Origin of the sequence: Janthinobacterium sp. PSPC1-1 (genome assembly GCF_049897625.1) — a bacterium.
Taxonomy (GTDB): Bacteria; Pseudomonadota; Gammaproteobacteria; order Burkholderiales; family Burkholderiaceae_D; genus Janthinobacterium; species Janthinobacterium tructae.
In genome coordinates this window covers 740597-761942 of the sequence record NZ_JAFCWP010000002.1, presented here as the reverse complement: position 1 = coordinate 761942, position 21346 = coordinate 740597, and the positions used below count along the sequence as shown (strand labels likewise).

Annotated in this window: 15 protein-coding genes, 1 tRNA gene and 1 pseudogene; 13 read left to right on the top strand and 4 right to left on the bottom strand. The window is 60.7% G+C overall.

What is annotated here, in order from left to right:
* The first annotated feature begins 268 nt into the window (after window positions 1–268).
* On the top strand, window positions 269–1042 hold the full coding sequence (locus ACP7EG_RS10925) for a hypothetical protein (RefSeq protein WP_426087607.1): 774 nt from the start codon (window positions 269–271) through the stop codon (window positions 1040–1042).
* A gap of 1142 nt (window positions 1043–2184) precedes the next feature.
* On the top strand, window positions 2185–3816 hold the full coding sequence (locus ACP7EG_RS10920; RefSeq protein ID WP_426087606.1) for a TIGR04141 family sporadically distributed protein: 1632 nt from the start codon (window positions 2185–2187) through the stop codon (window positions 3814–3816).
* A 170-nt stretch (window positions 3817–3986) separates the two neighbouring features.
* Here the strand turns inward: ACP7EG_RS10920 and ACP7EG_RS10915 are convergent, their stop codons facing one another.
* Window positions 3987–4526, bottom strand: a complete 540-nt coding sequence (locus ACP7EG_RS10915; protein ID WP_071079601.1) for a DUF2058 domain-containing protein — start codon at window positions 4524–4526, stop codon at window positions 3987–3989.
* Window positions 4527–4792: 266 nt separating this feature from the next.
* On the opposite strand from ACP7EG_RS10915, the gene ACP7EG_RS10910 reads away from it, so the two are divergent.
* The 4 genes from ACP7EG_RS10910 (at window position 4793) to ACP7EG_RS10895 (ending at window position 10472) form a co-directional block, all read left to right on the top strand.
* Window positions 4793–5098 carry a PsiF family protein gene (locus ACP7EG_RS10910; RefSeq protein WP_096233722.1) on the top strand — a complete coding sequence of 102 codons (306 nt, stop codon included), beginning with the start codon at window positions 4793–4795 and terminating at the stop codon, window positions 5096–5098.
* 90 nt (window positions 5099–5188) lie between these two features.
* Entirely contained in the window at window positions 5189–5599 is a 411-nt protein-coding gene (locus tag ACP7EG_RS10905; RefSeq protein WP_426087605.1) for an energy transducer TonB, read from the top strand.
* 120 nt (window positions 5600–5719) lie between these two features.
* Window positions 5720–7984: a putative bifunctional diguanylate cyclase/phosphodiesterase gene (locus ACP7EG_RS10900; RefSeq protein WP_426087604.1), complete on the top strand. Its 2265-nt coding sequence runs from the start codon at window positions 5720–5722 to the stop codon at window positions 7982–7984.
* A gap of 97 nt (window positions 7985–8081) precedes the next feature.
* Complete coding sequence (locus ACP7EG_RS10895) at window positions 8082–10472, top strand: prolyl oligopeptidase family serine peptidase (protein WP_426087603.1); 2391 nt, start codon at window positions 8082–8084, stop codon at window positions 10470–10472.
* 136 nt (window positions 10473–10608) lie between these two features.
* Here the strand turns inward: ACP7EG_RS10895 and ACP7EG_RS10890 are convergent, their stop codons facing one another.
* Window positions 10609–11604 (bottom strand): cytochrome-c peroxidase, encoded by a 996-nt coding sequence (locus ACP7EG_RS10890; protein WP_426087602.1) that lies wholly within the window; start codon window positions 11602–11604, stop codon window positions 10609–10611.
* 208 nt (window positions 11605–11812) lie between these two features.
* Between ACP7EG_RS10890 and ACP7EG_RS10885 the strand changes: the two genes are divergently transcribed.
* Window positions 11813–12250 carry a hypothetical protein gene (locus ACP7EG_RS10885; protein ID WP_426087601.1) on the top strand — a complete coding sequence of 146 codons (438 nt, stop codon included), beginning with the start codon at window positions 11813–11815 and terminating at the stop codon, window positions 12248–12250.
* Window positions 12251–12291: 41 nt separating this feature from the next.
* Here ACP7EG_RS10885 and ACP7EG_RS10880 read toward each other — a convergent pair whose 3' ends face one another.
* Entirely contained in the window at window positions 12292–13050 is a 759-nt protein-coding gene (locus ACP7EG_RS10880) for a hypothetical protein (protein WP_426087600.1), read from the bottom strand.
* A 131-nt stretch (window positions 13051–13181) separates the two neighbouring features.
* Here ACP7EG_RS10880 and ACP7EG_RS10875 point away from each other — a divergent pair.
* The 3 genes and pseudogenes from ACP7EG_RS10875 to ACP7EG_RS10865 form a co-directional block, all read left to right on the top strand.
* Window positions 13182–13257: transfer RNA gene (locus ACP7EG_RS10875), tRNA-Phe, on the top strand.
* Between the two features lie 288 nt (window positions 13258–13545).
* Complete coding sequence (locus ACP7EG_RS10870) at window positions 13546–13887, top strand: collagen-like protein (RefSeq protein ID WP_426087599.1); 342 nt, start codon at window positions 13546–13548, stop codon at window positions 13885–13887.
* Window positions 13888–14010: 123 nt separating this feature from the next.
* Window positions 14011–16371: pseudogene (locus ACP7EG_RS10865) on the top strand (acyl-CoA dehydrogenase); the annotation flags it as partial.
* On the opposite strand, the gene ACP7EG_RS10860 reads toward ACP7EG_RS10865, so the two are convergent.
* Complete coding sequence (locus ACP7EG_RS10860; protein ID WP_426087598.1) at window positions 16329–17540, bottom strand: TCR/Tet family MFS transporter; 1212 nt, start codon at window positions 17538–17540, stop codon at window positions 16329–16331. The pseudogene ACP7EG_RS10865 and the gene ACP7EG_RS10860 overlap by 43 nt on opposite strands.
* A gap of 105 nt (window positions 17541–17645) precedes the next feature.
* Between ACP7EG_RS10860 and ACP7EG_RS10855 the strand changes: the two genes are divergently transcribed.
* The 3 genes from ACP7EG_RS10855 (at window position 17646) to ACP7EG_RS10845 (ending at window position 21174) form a co-directional block, all read left to right on the top strand.
* Window positions 17646–18284: a TetR/AcrR family transcriptional regulator gene (locus tag ACP7EG_RS10855; protein WP_426087597.1), complete on the top strand. Its 639-nt coding sequence runs from the start codon at window positions 17646–17648 to the stop codon at window positions 18282–18284.
* 96 nt (window positions 18285–18380) lie between these two features.
* Window positions 18381–19742 carry a tRNA 5-hydroxyuridine modification protein YegQ gene (yegQ, locus tag ACP7EG_RS10850; protein ID WP_426087596.1) on the top strand — a complete coding sequence of 454 codons (1362 nt, stop codon included), beginning with the start codon at window positions 18381–18383 and terminating at the stop codon, window positions 19740–19742.
* A 184-nt stretch (window positions 19743–19926) separates the two neighbouring features.
* Complete coding sequence (locus ACP7EG_RS10845) at window positions 19927–21174, top strand: DUF819 domain-containing protein (RefSeq protein ID WP_426087595.1); 1248 nt, start codon at window positions 19927–19929, stop codon at window positions 21172–21174.
* Window positions 21175–21346 lie beyond the last annotated feature (172 nt).

Genomic DNA, 21346 nt, shown 5'->3' with positions numbered 1-21346 from the left:
TTGTGGAATAGGAAGTCCTCGCGTCCGGCCTATTTCCTGGCCCCCACCCAGCTCCACACAACCGCCCGAGAATCGTCCAAACGTCCAACGGACATCTCTAACATCTCTAGCTAATCCAACCTAAGCACTGGGGTCATTACATTGCAGTTTTCCCCGAGGTCAACTTTCATTGTATTTTTACACATTACCAGTACAATGGCTGGCCCAGGCGCGCGCAGTTATTATCTCGCGGCCAAAGTAGCTCTTGAAAATTTTCGCGAGGCGCGCAGTGAGTATTGTTGACAGCCATCAGTTCATCAAATCGGTCAAGTCCAATCCCGACAATTTTTACATCATCCACTACTCGTGCCAAAACCTAAACGACGATAATGCTGCGCTTTCCCCGCGCGTAACTTCCATTGCCATCAATCATTACGCTAGTGGGCAATCAGTTAGTTTTTCTACTCACTCAATAGCAGAAGAGATGCATATTCCTCGAGATCAAGTTTTACCAAGATTTGATGAAGTTGAGCTTGCGCTGTTGACTCAGTTCTACAAATTCATCCGCGACCGTCGTGACAAATACTGGGTTCACTGGAACATGCGAAATCTTGCATTTGGATTTGAGCATCTGGAACATCGCTATCGTGTGTTAGGTGGAACAGACGCCAGCGTCATTGCCGTGGAGCGCAGATTGAATCTGAATGATTTGATCGCCGACCGTTACGGCGCCGATTATGCAAAACATCCGAAAATGACCTCTCTCATGGAAAACAATAGTGGGAGACATCGCGATTTCCTTGACGGCAAGGAGGAAGTCACTGCTTTTGAGAATATGGAATTCCTGCGCATGCACGCCTCGACGCTCTCCAAAGTTGGATTCTTTAGCTCCGCGATGCGCAAGCTAGTAAATGGCAAACTGAAAACCATGTCGAAGGGATACGGGGTTAAGCTGGAAAAGATCTTCGAAAGCAGAGCGGCAAAAGGAGTGGGACTATTCGCAACGGTGCTGACCATCGTTGTGGGACTGTGGCAAACGGGGCTTTGGATGAAGGGTTTGTGATGTGAATTCCGTGTCCGATTCAATTCGGAACAACGTAAATCATCCTTGCGCATATCTACGCGACTTTTTCCAACCAGTGAGGATAAGCTGGCGTTCGACTTAAAAATCCTTGTGCCGGTGGTTCGATCCGCCCCGTGCCACCAAGAACAGTCCCAAGCAGAACGCCAACCCATGCAGGTCGGCGTTTTGTTTCCGGAATCGAACCTCCTCTTATCCGGTCAATTTCCGGCACATTTCCCGCAAGGCCGCGCAGCCGACCGAACCGTCCAATTGTCCATGCGGCCCAACCGTCGCTCCGCAGCGCCGCTATCGAATGACCAACCGCTGTAGGATTGAGCAGGAATTCCTTCGATCAGGACAGCCGGTCAGTGCATCAACTGAATCTGACCAACGCGAAGAGCACAATTCGACCTGTCTCATCGGCAGGAGAACGGAATGATCAACGTGGCTTTACTAGGCATAATTCGACGCTGGCACATTCGTGACCAGATTCACCTACGAGATATCTCCAAGCGACTAGGCATCTCCCGCAATACCGTTCGACGTTATTTACGCTCGAAAATCACTGAGCCCAGCTATGCAGAACGCCGTATAGCGAGAGGGCTAGACAAATACTCTCTGCAATTATCGGGTTGGCTTAAGGCCGAGATGAGCAAGCCGAGTAAGCAGCGCCGCAGTTTGAAACAGATTCACGCCGACCTTAAAAAGCTAGGCTATTAAGGATCATATGACCACGTGGTAGCGCTTGCCAGATAGTGGAAGGTTGGGCAACTGAGAGAGTCAATTCATCGGGCAAACGAGCATCCACACAGCCAATAGGAAGAGGAAGGAGGTCCAGACTCCGATCAGAGTAATTTCAGCGAAACAGGACAGGTCGGAATTCAATGCAAATTCCGGGTCAATGTTCAGTGCAATTTAACAACAATGCCCGGGTCTTGTGTCGGTCTATTTTTTCATCGGCCTTTACATTAACAACCAGCGCCGCACACGTGGCGCCCTCAAGACTCCCCCTCCTTAGGTGAAGAGTTGCGACACTCGATCACTGACAATTCCGCTATAGTGACATTTCGATAGTTTTCTCAAAAAGAATCAAGGCAAAATAATGCAATTCAGAAAAGAAAATCATCAGAAAGAAATTGATCGTGAGCACTCCCGCTGCAGATGAAGAGCCACACCAACAAGTTAGCATCTTTTTGCTGCGCGATCGTTACTTGTCAGCTTTTCAGACAAGTTTCCCAGCGAGTACGGGTACTCAAATCGTCCTCTCGTCTGAGTTAGAGGGATATTTTGTACCGGTTCCGGATGATCCGGCCCCGCCCAGTTGGTTAAGCCATGTATTGACGTTGCTACCTCCCGGGACAGTCATAGATCTATCCGGACAACATCCCGGCGGAATACTTACGCTCAAATACAAAAATCGCAATTTTGTACTTACCTTTGGGCATGCTTGGGCCAAGTTGAAGAATATATGGCTAGAGCCAAATTTTGGGATGAGGGTCGCACTGAACTGCATTAGCCGGGACCAATTAACTGAGGTGAAAGCCGAGCAAGTTTTCGCAGCATGGCACCTGTCAAATGAACGGTCTCCAATGCCGACGTCGGTAGGGAAGTTCTCCATTGAAGGTAACAGAGATCTTGTTCACATGATTGAGGGCAGGCCAGATGCAACGACCGAGTTACTCTTGGGCTCAAAAATTCGAGGTGGCGTTTCGCTAAAGGCGAGTATAAATTTCAAAAAATTGAGTTTAACGTTAGATCTTATAATTTTATTGGAGCAAAAAACAGACTACAAGACAAAATGGCCAGAGATCGATAACCTTCACCTCGTGAATGATAATCTAACTCTCGCAACGCTAAATACAAACTTAGATACTCACTTAAAAAATACGACACAGGTTCTCACGACGATACTTGTTGCACCGACACAAAAAAATACGTCAATACCTTATGCTACATCCTACGCAATCGGAAGATTGACAAAAATAGGCAAAAGCGGTCGCGTTTCTTCTCCCTACTTGATGATTGGGAATTGGGTGGGCTATTTAAATGGCTTAGGTAAAACCGCAGATTTAATCAATGCGCATAGTACGCCAGTACATTTTCTAGATGAAAAAGACCAAGAGATAGCCAAGTCAAGTTTGTTTGATTGCATCGGTTTTGAAACAACGATAACAAGTGCCACGGGCACTCCTACCCACTACGTGTTGTCTGCGGGGTGGTGGTATGAAGCATCGCACAATTTCATAACCACGGTAAATGCTGAGCTGGCCACACTAGCTACGCCTTCCACTCATCCTTTAAGACCCTGGAACGGCACCGACGTAGAAGGCGTCTATAACGCTTCGTGTATTAGCCCCGGCAATGGTTTATATCTGTATGATGCAAAAAATGTGCACTTTGGAGGAGGACAGTCAAAATTCGAATTTTGCGACTTATTTCACGAGCCGACGATGACTTTGTTTTTCATAAAGCATGTCGGTGCATCTAACCATTTAAGCCATCTCGTAGAGCAAGTCAGGCGAACGGTAGAGCTTGTGTTCGGCATAGACAGTACATTCCGCACTAAGTTAGCTGCAAAATCTAACATAGTTCATCCGTCAGTCAGCACTACTTGGTTGACGGCAAATAGGCCTCGGCCAGGAGATATTAACCTTTGCTTGGTATCTATGGGACGAAACTATAGCGATTTTCCATTTTTCGCGAAATGTGGCCTCGCTAGATTACTGAAAGATTTGAGAAAGGGAAGCCATAGTGTAAGCTTCTTAAGCGTCTAGTTCGCTTGCCAGCATTATTTTTTACTCCGGCATCACTGGCGATATCCTGGGGCGATTACCTGCAGGATTTGACCTGCCTGTCGCACAGAATTAACGCGAAAAAAAGCCAACCCGAAGGTTGGCGCTCTCAACACGCAAGGCGGCCGCCTGCGGCCAGCCACACATCGTTCTTACCACATCAAATCATCGGGAATCTGGAACGCCGCATACGGATCGTCCTCGTCCACTTCCGTGCTGGCCTGTTTTACACGTACGACGATGGCGGGATCGCGTTCGGCGATCTTGTCGGCGATGATGCGCGGCACCAGCTCCACGGCGCCGCCCAGGCAGATGATCACCAAACGGCCCGCCACCAGGTGGGCCTGCACGGCGGCCGTCACGTAGATGCGCTCGATTTTGTTGTTAAACGTGAAGTTGTACGGCAGCTCGCCGTGGTTGCCCTTGCTCTGACGGTTTTTTTGCACCATTTGCGCAATCTGCGCCACGATGGCTTTCTGGTTGGCGGCTGCGTCGCGCTGGGCGTTCAACTCGCGCGCGCGTTCGGCGTTCTTGCGCTGCGTCTCGAGCGCGGCCAGGCGCACCTCATCGACACTTTGCGTGCCGCTCTTGCGCTCGTCCTTTTTCTGCTTGCTCTTGTCCTGGTTGGCCAGCTTGACCTTCTTCTTGTCGACCAGACCGGCCTTTAAAAACTGCTCTTGCAACGAGACCATAACTACTCCGTATTGAGGGTGCGCCGGCCAAGGCAGCGGCATCGGCCGGTGGAAAGACGCTAGCATAGCAAAAAACAGGGCCGCTGCCGCCGCAGAATGACTGCCCGCGCCGGCCGGTGGACGCATGGCGCCTGGCAGTAACAAAAAGACACACACGAGTGGAAATTTTGTTGATAAATGTCATATAGTTAGTTACGTTCTGCATATCGGCAGTGAACTGCCGATTGCATGTCCCCTTCCATCGCCTGCGTCTACAAGGATTTGCCATGAAACAATTAATCGCCCTCTGCATCGCTGCCGCGTTTGCCAGCACCGCCTTTGCCGCCGCACCGGAAGCGGCCCCAGTCGCCAAGACGGCGCAACAGTCGAAAATGACCACCTGCAATGCCGATGCCGCCGGCAAGAAGGGCGATGAGCGCAAAACCTTCATGAAAGAATGCCTGAGCGCCAAGCCAGCACCTGCCATGACGCAGCAAAACAAGATGAAAGCGTGCAATGCCGACGCCAAGGACATGAAGGGCGACGCGCGCAAGGCATTCATGAAAGAATGCCTGAGCGCACCCAAGAAATAAGCGCCGGTTCGTAGCGCCAGTGTACGCTTCACCCCATAGCGCCAGCCGAAAGGCTGGCTTTTTTTTGTCCCCACCGCCTGGAGTTCCCTTTTGCCCTATCGCCTGCCCCCTTCCTCTGTCAGCAGCCTGCTGACCACCGCCTGCCTCGCCATCGTCCTGAGCGGCTGTCACACGGCCACGCCGACGCCGGTCGCGGCACCTGCCGTGCGCGTGCCGGCCAGCATGCCGGCTGCTTGCCCCCAGCCAGCCTGGCCCCCGGGCGAGCAACGGCGCGGCGCCCAAGGCAGAGTGACCTTGCACTTCACGGTGGAGGCGGATGGCAAGGTCAGCGCAGCGGCAGTCATCCGCTCCAGCGGCTATCCAGCCCTCGACCAGGCGGCCCGCGATGCGCTGGCCAAGTGCGTCTTCCAGCCGGAAACGCTGGACGGCAAGCCCGTCGCCAGCAAGGTAATCATGCCCTACGAATGGATCAATGCATCCGTCGACAAGGCTGAACGTTGAACGTTGAACGCCGGCAATCATGCTTAATGATCAAGATGACATGGAGAAAGATAACGCGTAGTATTTAATCAACCTACTGCTCAGTACGGTTACACGGCATTCTGGAGAAAGGACGGCAGCGTGGCGGCGTCGAACGATCTCGCGCACTGGCGCGGCCAGGTCTTTAAGCACCTGCTGCAGGTGGTGCTGCTGCTTGGCTTCGTGACGGCCATTCCCAGCGCGTTGCTGGCCGCGAGCGAAGCCATCTGGTCCATTGTCGCCCTCGACTTGCTGGCCATCGGCTGGGTCGGCGTCATCTGGCATCTGCGCGCCATGCCCTACCGCTGGCGCGTGTGGCAATTCCTCATCGTCGCCTATCTGGTAGGCGTGGGCCTGCTGCTGAAAATCGGCCCCGTCAGCCAGATCTACATGATGCTCATGCCCGTGCTGGCGGCACTGCTGCTGGGCATGCGGCCCGCCCTGTCAACCCTGGCCCTGACCTCGCTGACCATCTTTTTCCTGGGCCTGCATCCCGACGTCGCCCTGCACCTGCCGGGCACGCCCGATTCTCCCGTGCTGCGCGCGCTGATCGTGGCCCTGAACTTCCTGTTTATCGCCGCCGTACTGACCCTGTCCTGCGCCTTCCTGCTGCGCTACCTGGAAGACAGCAGCCAGGCCCTGTCGCAACGCAACGCCGAGCTGCGCTTGACGGCCACGGCGCTGGCCCGCCTGAACGACATGGTGATGATCGCCGAAGTGGCCGAAGTGGCTGATGCGCCGCCCGGCCCCGGCGCCGGGACGGTATCGGCCACGCGCATCATCTTCGTCAACGACGCCTTCGAACGCAGCAGCGGCTATGCGCGCGCCGAGGTGCTGGGCCGCAGCCTGCTGTTCCAGCAGGGTCCCGCCACCGATACGGGCGAATTGGCGCGCGTCGCCGCCGCCATGGCCCGCGCCCAGCCGGCCAGGGCGGAATTGCTGAACTACAACAAGGCCGGCAAGGCGTACTGGGTCGAAGCAGAACTGGTGCCGTTTACGGATGCGGACGGCAGGCAAACGCACTGGGTGGCTGTCGAACGCGAAATCGACGAGCGCAAGCGATCGGAAGCGGACATCCACCGCCTGGCCTTCTACGACGTGCTGACGGGCTTGCCCAACCGGCGCCTGCTGATGGACCGCATCGCCCACTTGCTGGCCGCCGCGCCGCGCAACCATAAAATCAGTGCGCTGATGTTCATCGACCTCGACCACTTCAAGCACATCAACGACGCGCGCGGCCACGCCACGGGCGACGCGCTGCTGCGCCTGGCGGGCGAACGGTTGGCACAGCTGATGCGCAAGGCCGACACGGTGGCGCGCATCGGCGGCGACGAATTCGTCGTGCTGCTGGCGCACCTGGCCGATGACTTGCACGGCGCCGCCCATGCGGCGGCCCAGGTGGCCGAGAAAATCCGCACCGCCATCGCGCGCGACTTCGAGATCGGCGCGCAGTCGTATCATTGCAGCGCCAGCATCGGCGTGACCCTGCTGCCGAAAGCGCAGCAACAGGCGCACGACCTGCTACGCGAAGCCGATATCGCCATGTACCGCGCCAAGGCGGAAGGGCGCAACGGCATCGCCTTCTTTGAAGCGGCCATGCAGGCGGACGTGGAGCGTCGCCTGACCCTGGAACGGGCGCTGGCGCGCGCCCTCGACATGGGCCAATTGTGCATGCACGTGCAGCCCCAGGTCGACCGCCATGGACGGGTCACGGGCGCCGAAATGCTGATGCGCTGGCCGCAGCCGGACGGCAGCTTTATCGCACCGGGCATCTTCATCCCCATCGCCGAGGAATCAGGGCTGATCGTCAAGCTGGGGCACTGGGCCCTGCGCGAAGCGTGCCGCGCCGCCAGCCTGCTAGCGCAGGCCGGCCGGCCCGTGGCCCTGTCGGTGAACGTTAGCCCGGCCCAATTTCGCCAGCCCGATTTCGCCTCCCGCGTGCAGGCGGCGCTGGCCGAACACGGCACGCCGGCCGGCGCCCTGATCCTGGAACTGACGGAAGGCTTGCTGATCGACCAGCGCGACGCCTCGCTGGCGCGCATGCGCGAACTGGCAGCCCTGGGCATCCGCTTTTCCATCGACGATTTCGGCACCGGCTATTCCAGCCTCTCCTACCTGACCTCGATGCCGCTGTACGAACTCAAAATCGACAAACGCTTCATCGACGACACGCCACACGACACGGCCATCGTGCAAGCGATATTGGCCATGGCGCGCCACCTGGGCTTGCGCGTGGTGGCCGAAGGCGTGGAAACACAGGAGCAAGCCGACTTCCTGGTCGCCCACGATTGCGACGGCTTGCAGGGTTATCTGTATGCGCGGCCGATGCCGCTAGCCGACTTTCTCGCCTGGCTGGCCCGGCAGTAAGCTTAGCTTTCCGACATTTCCTGTACGAAACTCCTCCGCTAAAATACCGGCTTCATAGCCTGTACCTTCACCATCCCCTTTTTTAAAGCGATCCCCGATGCGTCTGGTTCTTCCCCTGCTGCCGCTCCTGCTGCTAACTCTGCTACCCGCCGCGCATGCGGCCCCTTCCACCACTGCAGCGCCCACGCCCATCACCCTGGACCAGGCCATGGCCGATCCCGACTGGATCGGCACACCCGTCGAAGCGGCGTGGTGGGGCTGGAATGGCCAGCTGTATTACAAGCAAAAGCGCCTCGGCTCGCCCTTGCGCGACACCTATCAATTGCCAGGCGCCAGCGCCAAACTGAATAGCGGCAAGAAGGTCGATGACGCACAGCTGGCCAATCTCGATGGCCAGCAGATGCTCGTCAACCGGGCCGGCACGCGCGCCATCCTGCTGCGCAACGGCGACTTGTTCGAGCGCGACCTGAAAAACGGCGCCTTGACGCAAATCACGCGCGGCGTCTCGGCCATCAGCGACCCACAGTATTCCGCCGACGGCGGCGCGGTGCAGTACCGCAGCGGCAGCGACTGGTTCAGCTGGAGCCGCGTTGACCGCCTGAGCGCCCCCGTCGCCCTGCTGCGCGCGGCCAAGGACCCGGATGCCAAGCCGGAAGCGGACGCCCTGCGCGAACTGCAGTTGCGCCTGATCGTCAACCTGGCGCGCCAGAAGGAAGACCGCGACGCCAGCCGCGAGCGCCGCCACGAAGAGCGACGCCTGGACGCCACGCGCGCGCCGGAACCGATCTACCTGGGAGATAAAGTCACGATTTCCGGCAGCGCCCTGTCGCCGGATGGCCGCTGGCTGCTGTTCGTCACGCAGGACAAGGCCGCCGAGAAGGGCAAGCTGGGCAAGCTGGCCCGCTACGTCACGGAAACGGGCTACCCGGAAGCGGACGACGAGCGCACGCGCGTGGGCCGCAACATGCCGATCGCGCAAAGCCTGAAACTGGCCGACCTGCGCACGGGCCAGGTGCGCGACATCGCTTTCGACAGCCTGCCCGGCATCGCCGTGGACCCGCTGGCGCTTCTGCGTGCCGAGCAAAAGCTGCCGCCGTTGAAAGGCAACCGTCCCGTGCGCATCGACGCCCAGCGCGACGGCATCGCCTGGACCGATGACGGCAGCAAAGTTGCCGTGCGCGTGCGCGCCATCGACAACAAGGACAGCTGGATCGCCAACGTCGACCTGGCCAATGGCGCCCTGGTGCCCGTGCACCGCATCAGCGACGCGGCCTGGGTCAACCGCCGCGCCGACGAATTCGGCTGGCTGCCTGACAACGCCACCCTGTGGTACCTCTCCGAGGAAAGCGGCTACGCCCACCTGTACACGAAAACGGGCGCGGCCCCGGCGCGCGCCTTGACCAGCGGCCAATGGGAAGTGAGCGCCGTCGAATGGAGCCGCGACGGCAAGAGCGCCTATTTTATGTGCAACCGGCAAGCGCCTGGCACCTATGAAGTGTGCGCCAGCACGGCCAGCGATGGCGGCGTGCGCGAAGTGACGAATTTGAAAGGCGTGGAAAATTTCGGCCTGTCGCCCGATAACGGCAAGCTGCTGCTGCGCTATTCGACCAGCTATGTGCCGGCCCAGTTGGCCACGGTTTCTGTCTCTGGCGGCAAGGCGAATATCCTCACGGATACGCGCAGCGACGCCTTCAAGGCGCGCAACTGGGTCATGCCGGAGCTGGTGCAAGTGCCGTCCACGCATGGCGCAGCACCGATCTGGGCCAAGCTGTACCGGCCCGCAACACTGGAAGCAGGAAAACAGTATCCGATCGTCATGTTCGCCCACGGCGCCGGCTACCTGCAGAACGTGACACAGCGCTACCCCGTCTACTTCCGCGAGCAGATGTTCCACAACCTGCTGGTAGAGCAAGGCTATATCGTGCTCGACGTCGACTACCGCGCCTCGATGGGCTACGGCAGCGCCTGGCGCACGGCCATCTACCGCCAGATGGGCCACCCGGAACTGGAAGATTTTATTGACGGCGCCAACTGGCTGGCGCAGCAGCACCAGGGCGACATCAAGAACGTGGGCATCTATGGCGGCAGCTATGGCGGCTTCATGAGCCTGATGGCCCTGATGCGCGCGCCGGAAATCTTCAAATCCGGCGCCGCCCTGCGCCCCGTGACGGACTGGACCACCTACAACCACGAGTACACGGCGAACATCCTGAACACGCCGGACATCGATCCGCAAGCGTACAAAATATCGTCGCCCATTGAATACGCCGACAAACTGACGGGCAACCTCCTGATCGCCCATGGCATGATCGACGACAACGTGTTTTACCAGGATTCCGTGCGCCTGTCGCAGCGTTTGATCGAGCTCAAAAAGGATAACTGGGAAATGGCCAGCTACCCGATGGAGCGCCACGGCTTCGTGCAGCCGGAAGCGTGGTATGACGAGTATCGCCGGATTTATCAGTTGTTCCAAAGAACCTTGAAGTAATCGTCATTGCCCGGCTCGCTCGGTAAAAACTGTCGGATTACGCGAGGCGAGGCCTCGCTAATCCGACCTACTCGCTCAGGCGTAGGTCGGATTAGCGGCGCAGCCGCGTAATCCGACACCCCCACACTCCAATTACTCAGTCAAACGGCACGGGCCGCAGCGTCGTGTCCGACGATGGCGGCAGGATCGGCAGCACGAGGTGCGGCTGCTTGCCCGTCAGGGTCTTCAGGAAAGCCACCAGCTTGGCATTTTCATCGGGCGTAAAGGTGCGGCCCAGTTGCAAACGGCCCATCACGTCGACGGCTTGCGTCAGGGTGGCCGCTTCGCCATCGTGGAAGTAGGGATACGTCAATTCCACGTTGCGCAGGGTGGGCACCTTGAAGTTGAAACGGTCGGCATCCTTGCCCGTCACGGCCGAGCGCCCTTGCGCCGTCATCGCCGTTTTATACGGTTCCACTACGCCCATCTTCTGGAAGGTGTTGCCGCCCACGGCGGGACCGTTATGGCAGGCGATACAGCCGCTGGATTTGAATAGCTGGTAACCGGCCAGCTCGTCTTTCGTCAGTGCGCTTTTCTTGCCCATCAGCCATTGGTCGAAGCGGGAACCGGGGGTTACCAGCACTTCCTCGAAGGCGGCGATGGCGCGCGTGACTTGCTCGATGGTCAATTTATCCTGGCCGAACACTTGCCGAAATTCCGAGCGGTAGGCGGGAATCGAGGCCAGCACGTCGATGGCCAGCTCGTGCGTAAAAGCCATCTCGCCGGGATTGGCGATGGGACCGCCCGCCTGTTCCTGCAAATCCTTGGCGCGGCCATCCCAGAATTGCGCCACGTTCATGCTGGAATTGAGCACCGTGGGCGAATTGATGGGCCCGCGCTGCCAGTTGTGGCCAATCGAGGTCTTGATGTTGTCCGTACCACCCATGCTCAGGTTATGGCAGCTATTGCAGGAAATAAAGCCCGAGCGCGACAGGCGCGGGTCGAAAAACAATTTCTTGCCCAATTCGACCATCGCCGGATTGGCCACCTTGGCGGCGGTGATGGGCTGGATCGGTTCCTTTTCGGCGGCGTGCAGCACACCGCCGAAGGCCAGGCTGGTGATGAAGAGGAAGGGGGATAAAGTGCGGCGCATAGTCTAACTCCTGGAAACATTCCCGAATCGGCGGCACGCGCCGGCGCGGGAATGCAGCGCACCGGCCCGGTTGCCACCCGTACATCGCTGATTGGATGTTGATTTATATTAACTTTGACTGCTTGGCAATGGAAATGACGGGGATCAAGGATAGTCCAGCGCGCGAATCGCGCTTGCCATTTGGGCAAGCGTGGCACATGATGAAGGCATGCAAACGCCAACCTACCCCACCCTGTTGCCATTGCTGCGCGCCGCGTGCGCCAGCTTTCTGCTGCTTGCCGCCAGCGCCTGCGGCAGCGCCCCCGCACAAGATGCGCCGCCCGCGCCCGGCAATGCCAGCTTGCTGGCGCAAATCCAGGCGGAAGTGGGCGCCGCTGCTTGCGATTCCACGCAGCAATGCCAGACCCTCGCCATCGGCGCCAAGGCCTGCGGCGGACCCGAGCGCTACCTGGCCTGGTCCAGCAAGGACTATGACGGCAAAAAACTCAAGGCATTGGCCCAGGCGCAAGCCGAGGCCAGCCGCAAGCAGCAGCAGGCGGACGGCATGATGTCGACCTGCTCCATCGTCACGGATCCGGGCGCCACTTGCGAAGCGGGACGTTGCGTGCTGCAAAAGAGCGGCCTGGGCGGCAGCTCTGCGATGTAAAAAAGCCGCTGGATCAGCGGCTTGCGTGATTCTGCAACAGGTCAGGACTGCAGCTGCAAGGTCTTGATGATCTTGCTGTCCACCTTCTCGCCCGCGCCTGACATGGCACTCCGGCTTTCCTTGCGCAGCAACAATAAATGGTCACCGCTGACGCCATACTGGCGCGTTTCGTCCATCTTTTGCGTAAAGCTGATGACGACGAAAGCGCGCCCGCTGACGTCAAAGTGAAAATGGCTGGCCAGCGGCGTGCCGTCGGCAGCGATCCACACCTCGAGGCCGCCCTCGAACTTCTTCACATACTTGCGGTCCTTTTCCGGCACCTTGTCGAGCGACAAGGTAAAGCTGAGCAGGCGCGCCGGCTTGCCCTTGTAGTTATCCATCTTCTCGCCGCTGAACACGGCTTCCTCGATTTCGCGCGACAGGGCGTCCGCCGCCGACACCATGGAGCGCAACTCCGTCGCCTTCATTTCCCCCAGCGCAAAGCCGATCGGCGTCTTGCCCTTCGGATCTTTCACCCTGGCGCGCTGTTCGGCTTCCACTTTCGCCAGCAAGTCCTTACTGTAGAGCACCTGCAAGCCCGCCGGCCCGCCCTCGACAGCCACCGTGGCCTGGCCGCTATCGTCTTCCGCCGCCTTGCCCTCGCCCTCGCGGCGCCAGGTTTTCGATTCGACCTGCGCCTTGATCGGCATCTGGCCCTGCAAACGCGCCAGCGCCGCATTCAGATCGGCCAAGCCATCGGCCCGCGCCGTGCCGCAAAAAAAACTGAACAAACCCACAGCCGCCAGGCCCGGCACTCCCATACATCGCTGCATCGCCACATCCCTTCAGGTCATACAAGGATGCCAAAACACCATGTTTTGGCCATCTGTTGCATTTGAACACAGCTAGCTCTGGTCAGGTGGAAAGTCTTTCTGCTATAATTCGCCGCCTTGGCCTGGTAGCTCAGTCGGTAGAGCAGAGGATTGAAAATCCTTGTGTCGGTGGTTCGATTCCGCCCCGGGCCACCAAGAATTCAGCAGTACATAGCAAAAAGCCACCTTCGGGTGGCTTTTTTGTTTTCGCCTGCAAACAACGTCATGCCATCCATCGCCAGCTATGTACGCAAACGTACGGACTACAGCCGCCCAAGGGCCCATGCTGCAAGCAGACCACACACCCTTCCCGCCGCCAGCGTCCTGCGCGACACGGCGCAACGGCCACCTGGCCAGCTCTCCCCACCACACCGCCATGCGAAACTCGCGCCCGACGCCGTCGAGCCGTTCCGTACATAACGGCACACTGCCAAAGGATGCATCATGAAAACTACCCTGATATTGCTCGCGCTCGCCTCTACCCTCGCCTTGACCGCTTGCCAGCGCGAAGCGCCACCCGCGCCTACCGTCGTGCAAGTTGTTCCCGGCCCGGCCGGCGCGCCTGGTCCTGCCGGCGCTACCGGCGCCACGGGCGCTGAAGCCCCTGCCGGCGCGACGGGTGCCACCGGCGCCACGGGCCAGACCGGCGACAGCGGCATGCAAGGCAACGATGGCGCCAAGGGCGACGCTGGCACCGCCGGCGATGCAGGCGCCAAAGGCGACACGGGCGCCAAGGGCAAGACGGGCGATACGGGCGACACGGTGATTGTCGTTCCACAACGCTAATACGCCTCGCGCCAGACACCACAACGCCAACCCCTGCGGTTGGCGTTGTGCGTATGCGCTGTACCGCACAGTAACATCGGCCACATCAGCCTACCCTGCACTTATTACACAGGGAGATATCGCATGCTGATGATCATACTGATGGTGGCCCTGCTGGGCCTAGTTGCACTGTTCGCGCCCGGCCCCGTGCGCCGCGCCCTGCTCGCTCCGCGCCTGCTGGCCCTGTTCAAGCGCATCCTGCCAACGATGTCCGACACGGAACGCGACGCCCTCGAGGCGGGCACCACGTGGTGGGATGCCGACCTGTTTTCCGGCCGGCCCGACTGGACAAAACTGCATGCCTATGGCCGCGCCACGCTCACGGCCGAGGAACGCCATTTCCTCGAGCACGACGTCGAACGGCTGTGCGAACTGGTCAATGACTGGGAAACGCAGCAGCAACTCGACTTGCCACCGCAAGCCTGGGCCTACATGAAAAGCCAGGGTTTCCTCGGCATGATCATCCCGAAACAATATGGCGGCAAACAGTTCTCCGCCTACATGCATTCGCAAGTGGTCATGAAACTGTCGAGCCGCTGCTCGGCGCTGGCCGTGAGCGTGATGGTGCCCAATTCGCTGGGACCGGCCGAACTGCTGCTGCACTACGGCACCGAAGAACAAAAAGATTATTACCTGCCGCGCCTGGCCGCCGGCACCGAGATTCCCTGCTTTGCGCTGACCAGCCCGTATGCGGGTTCCGACGCGGCCGCCATTCCCGACCTGGGCGTGGTGTGCATGGGCATGCATGAGGGGCGCGCCACTCTGGGTTTCCGCCTCAGCTGGAACAAGCGCTACATCACCCTGGCGCCCTTGGCAACCTTGCTGGGACTGGCATTCCAGACCAGCGATCCCGACCATCTGCTCTCCGACAACGATGCACCGGGCATCAGCTGCGCCCTGATCCCCGCCAGCCACGACGGCGTGGTGATCGGCCGCCGCCACCATCCCTTGAACGCCGCCTTCCAGAACGGCCCTACGTCCGGCAACGATGTCTTCATCCCCATCGACTGGGTCATCGGCGGCCAGGCGCAAGTGGGCAAAGGCTGGCGCATGCTGATGGAATGCCTGGCGGCGGGACGCGCAATCTCTCTGCCCTCGTCCAGCGTGGGCATGGGCAAGATGGCCGTGCGCGGCACCGGCGCGTACGCGGCCCTCCGGCGCCAGTTCAACATGCCGATCGGCAAGTTCGAGGGGGTGCAGGAAGCGTTGGCGCGCATGGGCGCCAACCTGTACCTGATGGACGCGGCCCGCACCCTGGCCGCGCATGCCGTCGACCTGGGCGAGAAGCCGGCCGTCATTTCCGCCATCGTCAAATACCACGTCACGGAACGGGGACGCGCACTCGTCAACGACGGCATGGACATTCTCGGCGGCAAGGGCATCTGCGTGGGCCCGAACAATTTCCTCGCCAGCGCCTACCAGCAAATCCCCATCGCCATCACGGTCGAAGGCGCCAACATCCTCACGCGCAGCCTGATCATCTTCGGCCAGGGCGCCATCCGCGCGCACCCGTATGTACTCAAGGAAATGGCCGCCGTCCAGGAAAACGATGGTCGCAAGGCCGTGCGCGATTTTGACGCTGCCTTCTTTGGCCACGTGGGCTTTGTGCTGGGCAACCTGGCCAGGGGATTGTGGTACGGACTGGGCGGCGCGCGCCTGGCGGCCGTGCCCGACGCCGGCGCGCCCGCACTGGCACCCTACTACCGCGCGTTGACGCGGCTGTCGACGGCGTTTGCCGTCATGACGGATATGTCGATGTTCGTGCTCGGTGGCGAACTCAAGCGCCGCGAACGGCTGTCTGCCCGGCTGGGCGACGTGCTGGCGCAGCTGTACCTGGCTTCGTCCGTGCTGAAGCGTTACGAGGACGATGGCCGGCCCGAGGCCGACCTGCCCTATGTGCACTGGTCGCTGCAAGATGCGCTGCTCAAGGCGCAGCAGGGCTTGACGGGCGTGCTCGACAATTTCCCCGCGCGCGTGCTGGCCGTGCTGCTGCGCACCTTGCTGTTCCCATTTGGCCTGCCGCACCGTCCGCCGTCCGACGAACTGGGCAGTGAAGTGGCGCTGGCCCTGCAAACGCCAGGCGCCGACCGCGAGCGCCTGCTGGCCGACGGCCATGTTGCCAGCGACAGCGGCGATCCCGTGGCCTGCGCCGAGCGGGCACTGGCCTTGCTGCCCGACGTGCTGCACATCGAAAAGCGCCTGAAAGACACGCCAGAAGGTGCGGCCCTGCGGCACCTGCCGCAAAGCCTGTCCGCCATGCAGCCATGGCTGGCCGCGGCCAAGGCGGCAGGCACCGTCAGTTGCCAGGAGCACAATACCTTGCTGGAATACGCTCGCCTGGTCGATGGCTTGATCCAGGTCGATGATTTTGCGCCCGCCGCAGCGCAGGAAACGCAGGCCTCCTATCCCCGCGATGACGCCGGCGTGGTCGAGGCCAGCGACAAGCCCAGCACGAGCGGCACCAGCGCCACGTACACGACGATCACGGACAGCCAGACGGCGCCGGGCCAGTACGCCCTGACGCCAAAGTAAATACTGGCAAACACCAGCGGACAGAGCACGGACGCCAGGCTCACGGCTGAGGCCAGCACGCCCTGGAACTGGCCTTGCCGGTCCTCGGCAACTTGCCGCGTGGCCAGCGACTGCAGGGCCGGCGCGCCGATGCCGCCCAAGGCGAACACGGGCATGATGGCGAAGATCATCCAGCTGCGGCTGGCAAAGGCCATGACCACCAGGGCCACGCAGGCGCAGGCCACGCCCGCCAGGATGGTGGCGCGCTCGCCCAGCAGCCTTACTGCCGGGCCGGGAAGGAAGGCTTGGGCCAGCGCCTGGCACACGCCGAAGGCGCCCAGCGACAGGCCGATCCACAGCCCGTTCCACTCGAACGCATCGTGGCCCCACAGCGCCCAGCACACGCCATACACTTCGCCCGCCGCGCTGAAGGTAAAGAAGATGACGGTGATCGGCAGCAGGCTTTTCTGAGAAAAAACCCAGCGCAGCGGGCGCAGGGGATTCAATGCCGCCAGATCGATTTTCCCGCTCGTGGGCTGGCGAGACTCGGGCAACGTCAACAACGCCAGCAGCAGGTTGCCAGCATTCAAAACGGCGGCCGCCATGAAGGGCAGGCGCAGCCCGTAATCACCCAGTGCGCCACCGAGCACGGGGCCGATGATGAAGCCGGCGCCGAACATGGCATTCAACAGGCCAAAACGGCGCGCACGCTGGTTTTCAAGAGAAATGTCCGTGATGTACGCGGTGGCCACGGAAACGTTGGCGCTCGTCAGCCCCGCGATGGCACGCCCCAGCAGCAGCATCCACAGGCTGGGCGCGAAGGCCAGGAACAGGTAATTGGCGGCCGCGCCCGCCAGCGAGAGCAGCAGCACGGGGCGCCGCCCCAGGCGGTCGCTCAGCGCGCCCAGCACGGGCGCAAAGATGAACTGCATCAGCGCATACAGGGCCGTCATGATGCCGATATACGGCGCCACATTGGCCGTCTGCGTGACCTCCTGCAGCAGCGCGGGCAGGATGGGGAAGATCAGGCCGATGCCGACGGCATCGAGCGCGACGGTGGCGAAGATGACAGGCAGCGCTGCCACTGGAATGGACGGTTTCATATACTCAATCTAAATATGTACTCAGTACATAAATAGTACGCCCAGCCTGGCTGCACCATCAAGCGTTATCTGTACTCAGTACACTTCGTGTATGATCGGGGCAACATGACGATTCCTGCCGACCTCCGCTCCCGCAAACGCCTTGCCACCAGGCAAGCCATCTCGAATGCCGCCACGCGCCTGTTTTTCGTGCGCGGCTTCGAGCAAGTGACGGTGGACGAGATCGCTGCGGCCGCCAGCGTGGGACGCATGACGGTGTTCAACCACTTCCCCCGCAAAGAAGACATGTTCTTCGACCGCGAGGAAGAGGGCCGCGAACTGCTGCGCGAGGCGCTGCGCCAGCGCGATCCCGCCGTTTCCCCCGTCGACACCCTGCGCCTGCTGGCGCACCGGCTGGCACTGGAAGACAGTCCCTACATCACGTTCTCCGCCGCCGGCCAGGGTTTCATTGCCACCATCGAGGCCAGCGACACCTTGAAAGCGCGGGCGCGGGCAATCCGCGACGAGCTGGCGCAGGTGGTGGCGCAAGCGCTGACGGAATCCACGGGACAGAAAAGCGACGATCCCCTGGCCCAGCTGGCGGCCAGCCTGCTGCTGGCCACCTGGAGCACCGCCCTCATCGAAGCGCACCGCGCCTTCCGCCTGCATGGCGACGCGCAGCTGGCCAAGGCCGGCTTTCTCGCCCTGGTGGACCAGGGGCACACTGGCTTGAACGCCGCCATGGCGGGTACGCCTTACGCCTGAGCAGTACAGCATGCTGCCGGAATGGCCAATTCCTTGACACAGGGCAAGGCGTCGCCGCGCCAGCCGGCATAAAATGGCCGGCTTTGCCCCTCGCCCATGCGCCACGCTCCCGAACTTCTCCTGCCTGCCGGCTCCCTGGCCAAGATGCATGCCGCCTTCGACTATGGCGCCGACGCCGTCTACGCGGGCCAGCCGCGCTACAGTTTGCGCGTGCGCAATAACGATTTTTCGACCTTGCAAGCCTTGCAGGACGGAATTGATGGCGCGCATGCGCGCGGCAAGCAATTCTTTGTCGCCAGCAACATCTTCGCCCACAATGCCAAGCTGAAAACGTATTTGCACGACATGGAACCGGTGATCGCCATGCGTCCCGACGCCCTGATCATGGCCGACCCGGGCCTGATCATGATGGTGCGCGACAAGTGGCCGGACGTCCCCGTGCACCTGTCCGTGCAGGCGAATGCCGTCAACTGGGCCGACGTGAAATTCTGGCACCGCATGGGCCTGACGCGCGTGATTTTGTCACGCGAACTGTCGCTCGACGAAATCGAGGAAATCCGCCAGCGCTGCCCGGAGATGGAACTCGAAGTGTTCGTCCACGGCGCCCTGTGCATCGCCTATTCGGGCCGCTGTCTGCTGTCCGGCTACTTCAATCACCGCGACCCGAACCAGGGCACCTGCACCAATTCCTGCCGCTGGGATTACAAGGTGAAAAATGCCTCGGAAGACGCCAGCGGTGATCTGGGCGGCATGCAGGTGGTGCCGCTGGAATTTCACCAGGCGCTGGCCGAGGCCGACAACAATGCGTTTTCCGCCCTGCACCAGCAGCAGCGCCACCCGCTGGCCGACCAGCCCTACTTTATCGAAGAAGCCCAGCGCCCGGGCCAGCTGATGCCCATCCTCGAAGACGAGCACGGCACCTACATCATGAATTCGAAGGACTTGCGCGCCGTCGAGCATATCGAACGCCTGGTCAAGATCGGCGTCAATTCGCTGAAAGTCGAGGGCCGCACCAAGTCGCTGTACTACGCGGCGCGCACGGCGCAAGTCTACCGCCAGGCCATCGATGATGCCGTGGCGGGCCGTCCTTTCGATATTGCTCTCTTGGGTCAGCTGCAAGGCCTGGCCAACCGCGGCTACACGGACGGTTTTTACCAGCGCCACCACACGCAAACGCACCAGAACTACATGCGCGGCGCGTCCGAGGCGGACCGCAGCCAGTATGTGGGCGACGTGCTGGGCGTGACGGACGGCTGGGCCAGGGTGGAAGTGAAAAACCGCTTCGCCGTGGGCGACCGTATCGAGGCCCTGCATCCGGGCGGCAACCGCGATTTCACCATTGCGCGCATGCTCAGCGATGATGGCAAGGAGATCCAAGTCGCGCCCGGCAGCGGCCACTTCGTGCGCATCGAACTCGACGGGGCGCTGGACAAGGCCTTGCTGGCGCGCTATTTGTAACCACCAGTCTGCTGCGTGGGGTGGCGAAGCAGTTTCCAAGTGTTTGATTTGACAAGAAAAAATCCGCAGGGTAGCGCTTAAACAATTTGTTTAAGCCTCAACATTGCTATACGATACGGCCACCTCGCGCCCGGGGGCCGTATCGGCATACCGGGCGTTCCTGACACGTTCACCGGAATCCCCGATGCCACCTGCCACACCCGCCCTCATCACCAACGACGCCGTCGTCCTCGGCCTGCTCGCCATGACTCTGGGGGGCGTCTTCTGGAGCGCCTCCCGCACGGACGGCTTCTGGAAAAAGTTCTATACCTATATCCCGTCGCTGCTGATGTGCTACCTGATCCCGGCGCTGCTCAACACCTTCGGCATCATCGACGGCAACGCTTCCGGCCTGTACGCCGTGGCGCGCGACTATCTGCTGCCCAGCGCGCTGGTACTGCTGTGCGTGGCCATCGATTTCGGCGGCATCCTCCGCCTGGGACCCAAGGCCATCATCATGTTTCTCACAGGAACGCTCGGCGTGATGCTGGGCGCCCTCGTCTCGTTCGAAGCCTTGCGTTTGATCCACCCGGAAACGGTGGCGGGCGACACCTGGCGCGGCATGACGACTGTCGCCGGCTCGTGGATAGGCGGCGGCGCCAACCAGGCGGCCATGAAGGAAGTGTTTGAAGTCGATGCCACGCTGTTCGGCCAGTTCGTCGCCGTCGACGTGCTGGTGGCCAACGTCTGGACGGCCGTGCTGCTGTTCCTGGCCGGCCGCGCGGGCGCCTTCGACCGCTGGACGGGCGCGGATTTATCCGCCATCAATGCGCTCAAGGACAGCATCGAAAGTTATCGGGCACAGCACGCGCGCATCGCCACCTTGACCGACATCATGATCATCCTTGGCGTGGGCCTGGGCGTGACGGGCCTGTCGCACTTCCTGGCCGGCCCCATCATCAGCTGGATCGCCACCCTGCCGGCCGAGTGGCGCTTGCAGGATTACAGCCTGACATCGAACTTCTTCTGGATCGTCGTGCTCGCCACCACCTTCGGCCTGCTGCTGAGCTTTACCCGGGCGCGCAGCCTGGAAGGCGCGGGCGCCTCGACCATCGGCTCGGCCATGCTGTACGTGCTGGTGGCTACCATCGGCATGCACATGGACTTGAAAGCCCTGTTCGACAAGCCTTTCCTGTTCCTGCTGGGCCTGATCTGGATCGCCGTGCATGGCGGCCTGATGCTGCTCGTCGCCAAGCTGATCCGCGCACCCCTGTTCTTCATGGCCGTGGGATCGCAAGCCAACATCGGCGGCGCCGCCTCGGCCCCCGTCATCGCCAGCGCCTTCCACCCATCGCTGGCACCCGTCGGCGTGCTGCTGGCCGTGCTCGGCTACGCACTGGGCACCTATGGCGCCTACATCACAGGATTGATCTTGCGCAGCATGGCGGGGTGACGCCTGTCCTGGCCTGACCAGCCTAGCCCGCAACGACAACGCCAGCCTTCGGGCTGGCGTTGTCGTTTACTGCTAGCATCGTTCGCAGAGTCCTAAAAAATCCCCAAAATGTAGCAGAAACCCCTCAAAACCAAATTTCCGCACCATTTTCGTGCGAAATCTGCGATGATAG

What these genes read in the sequence shown, in the direction of transcription:
- ACP7EG_RS10915 (WP_071079601.1), bottom strand. Translation starts at nt 4,526, where the DNA reads ATGGTCTCGTTGCAAGAGCAGTTTTTAAAGGCCGGTCTGGTCGACAAG.
- ACP7EG_RS10910 (WP_096233722.1), top strand. Translation starts at nt 4,793, where the DNA reads ATGAAACAATTAATCGCCCTCTGCATCGCTGCCGCGTTTGCCAGCACC.
- ACP7EG_RS10895 (WP_426087603.1), top strand. Translation starts at nt 8,082, where the DNA reads ATGCGTCTGGTTCTTCCCCTGCTGCCGCTCCTGCTGCTAACTCTGCTA.
- ACP7EG_RS10890 (WP_426087602.1), bottom strand. Translation starts at nt 11,604, where the DNA reads ATGCGCCGCACTTTATCCCCCTTCCTCTTCATCACCAGCCTGGCCTTC.
- ACP7EG_RS10885 (WP_426087601.1), top strand. Translation starts at nt 11,813, where the DNA reads ATGCAAACGCCAACCTACCCCACCCTGTTGCCATTGCTGCGCGCCGCG.
- ACP7EG_RS10880 (WP_426087600.1), bottom strand. Translation starts at nt 13,050, where the DNA reads ATGGGAGTGCCGGGCCTGGCGGCTGTGGGTTTGTTCAGTTTTTTTTGC.
- ACP7EG_RS10870 (WP_426087599.1), top strand. Translation starts at nt 13,546, where the DNA reads ATGAAAACTACCCTGATATTGCTCGCGCTCGCCTCTACCCTCGCCTTG.
- ACP7EG_RS10860 (WP_426087598.1), bottom strand. Translation starts at nt 17,540, where the DNA reads ATGAAACCGTCCATTCCAGTGGCAGCGCTGCCTGTCATCTTCGCCACC.
- ACP7EG_RS10855 (WP_426087597.1), top strand. Translation starts at nt 17,646, where the DNA reads ATGACGATTCCTGCCGACCTCCGCTCCCGCAAACGCCTTGCCACCAGG.
- yegQ (WP_426087596.1), top strand. Translation starts at nt 18,381, where the DNA reads ATGCGCCACGCTCCCGAACTTCTCCTGCCTGCCGGCTCCCTGGCCAAG.
- ACP7EG_RS10845 (WP_426087595.1), top strand. Translation starts at nt 19,927, where the DNA reads ATGCCACCTGCCACACCCGCCCTCATCACCAACGACGCCGTCGTCCTC.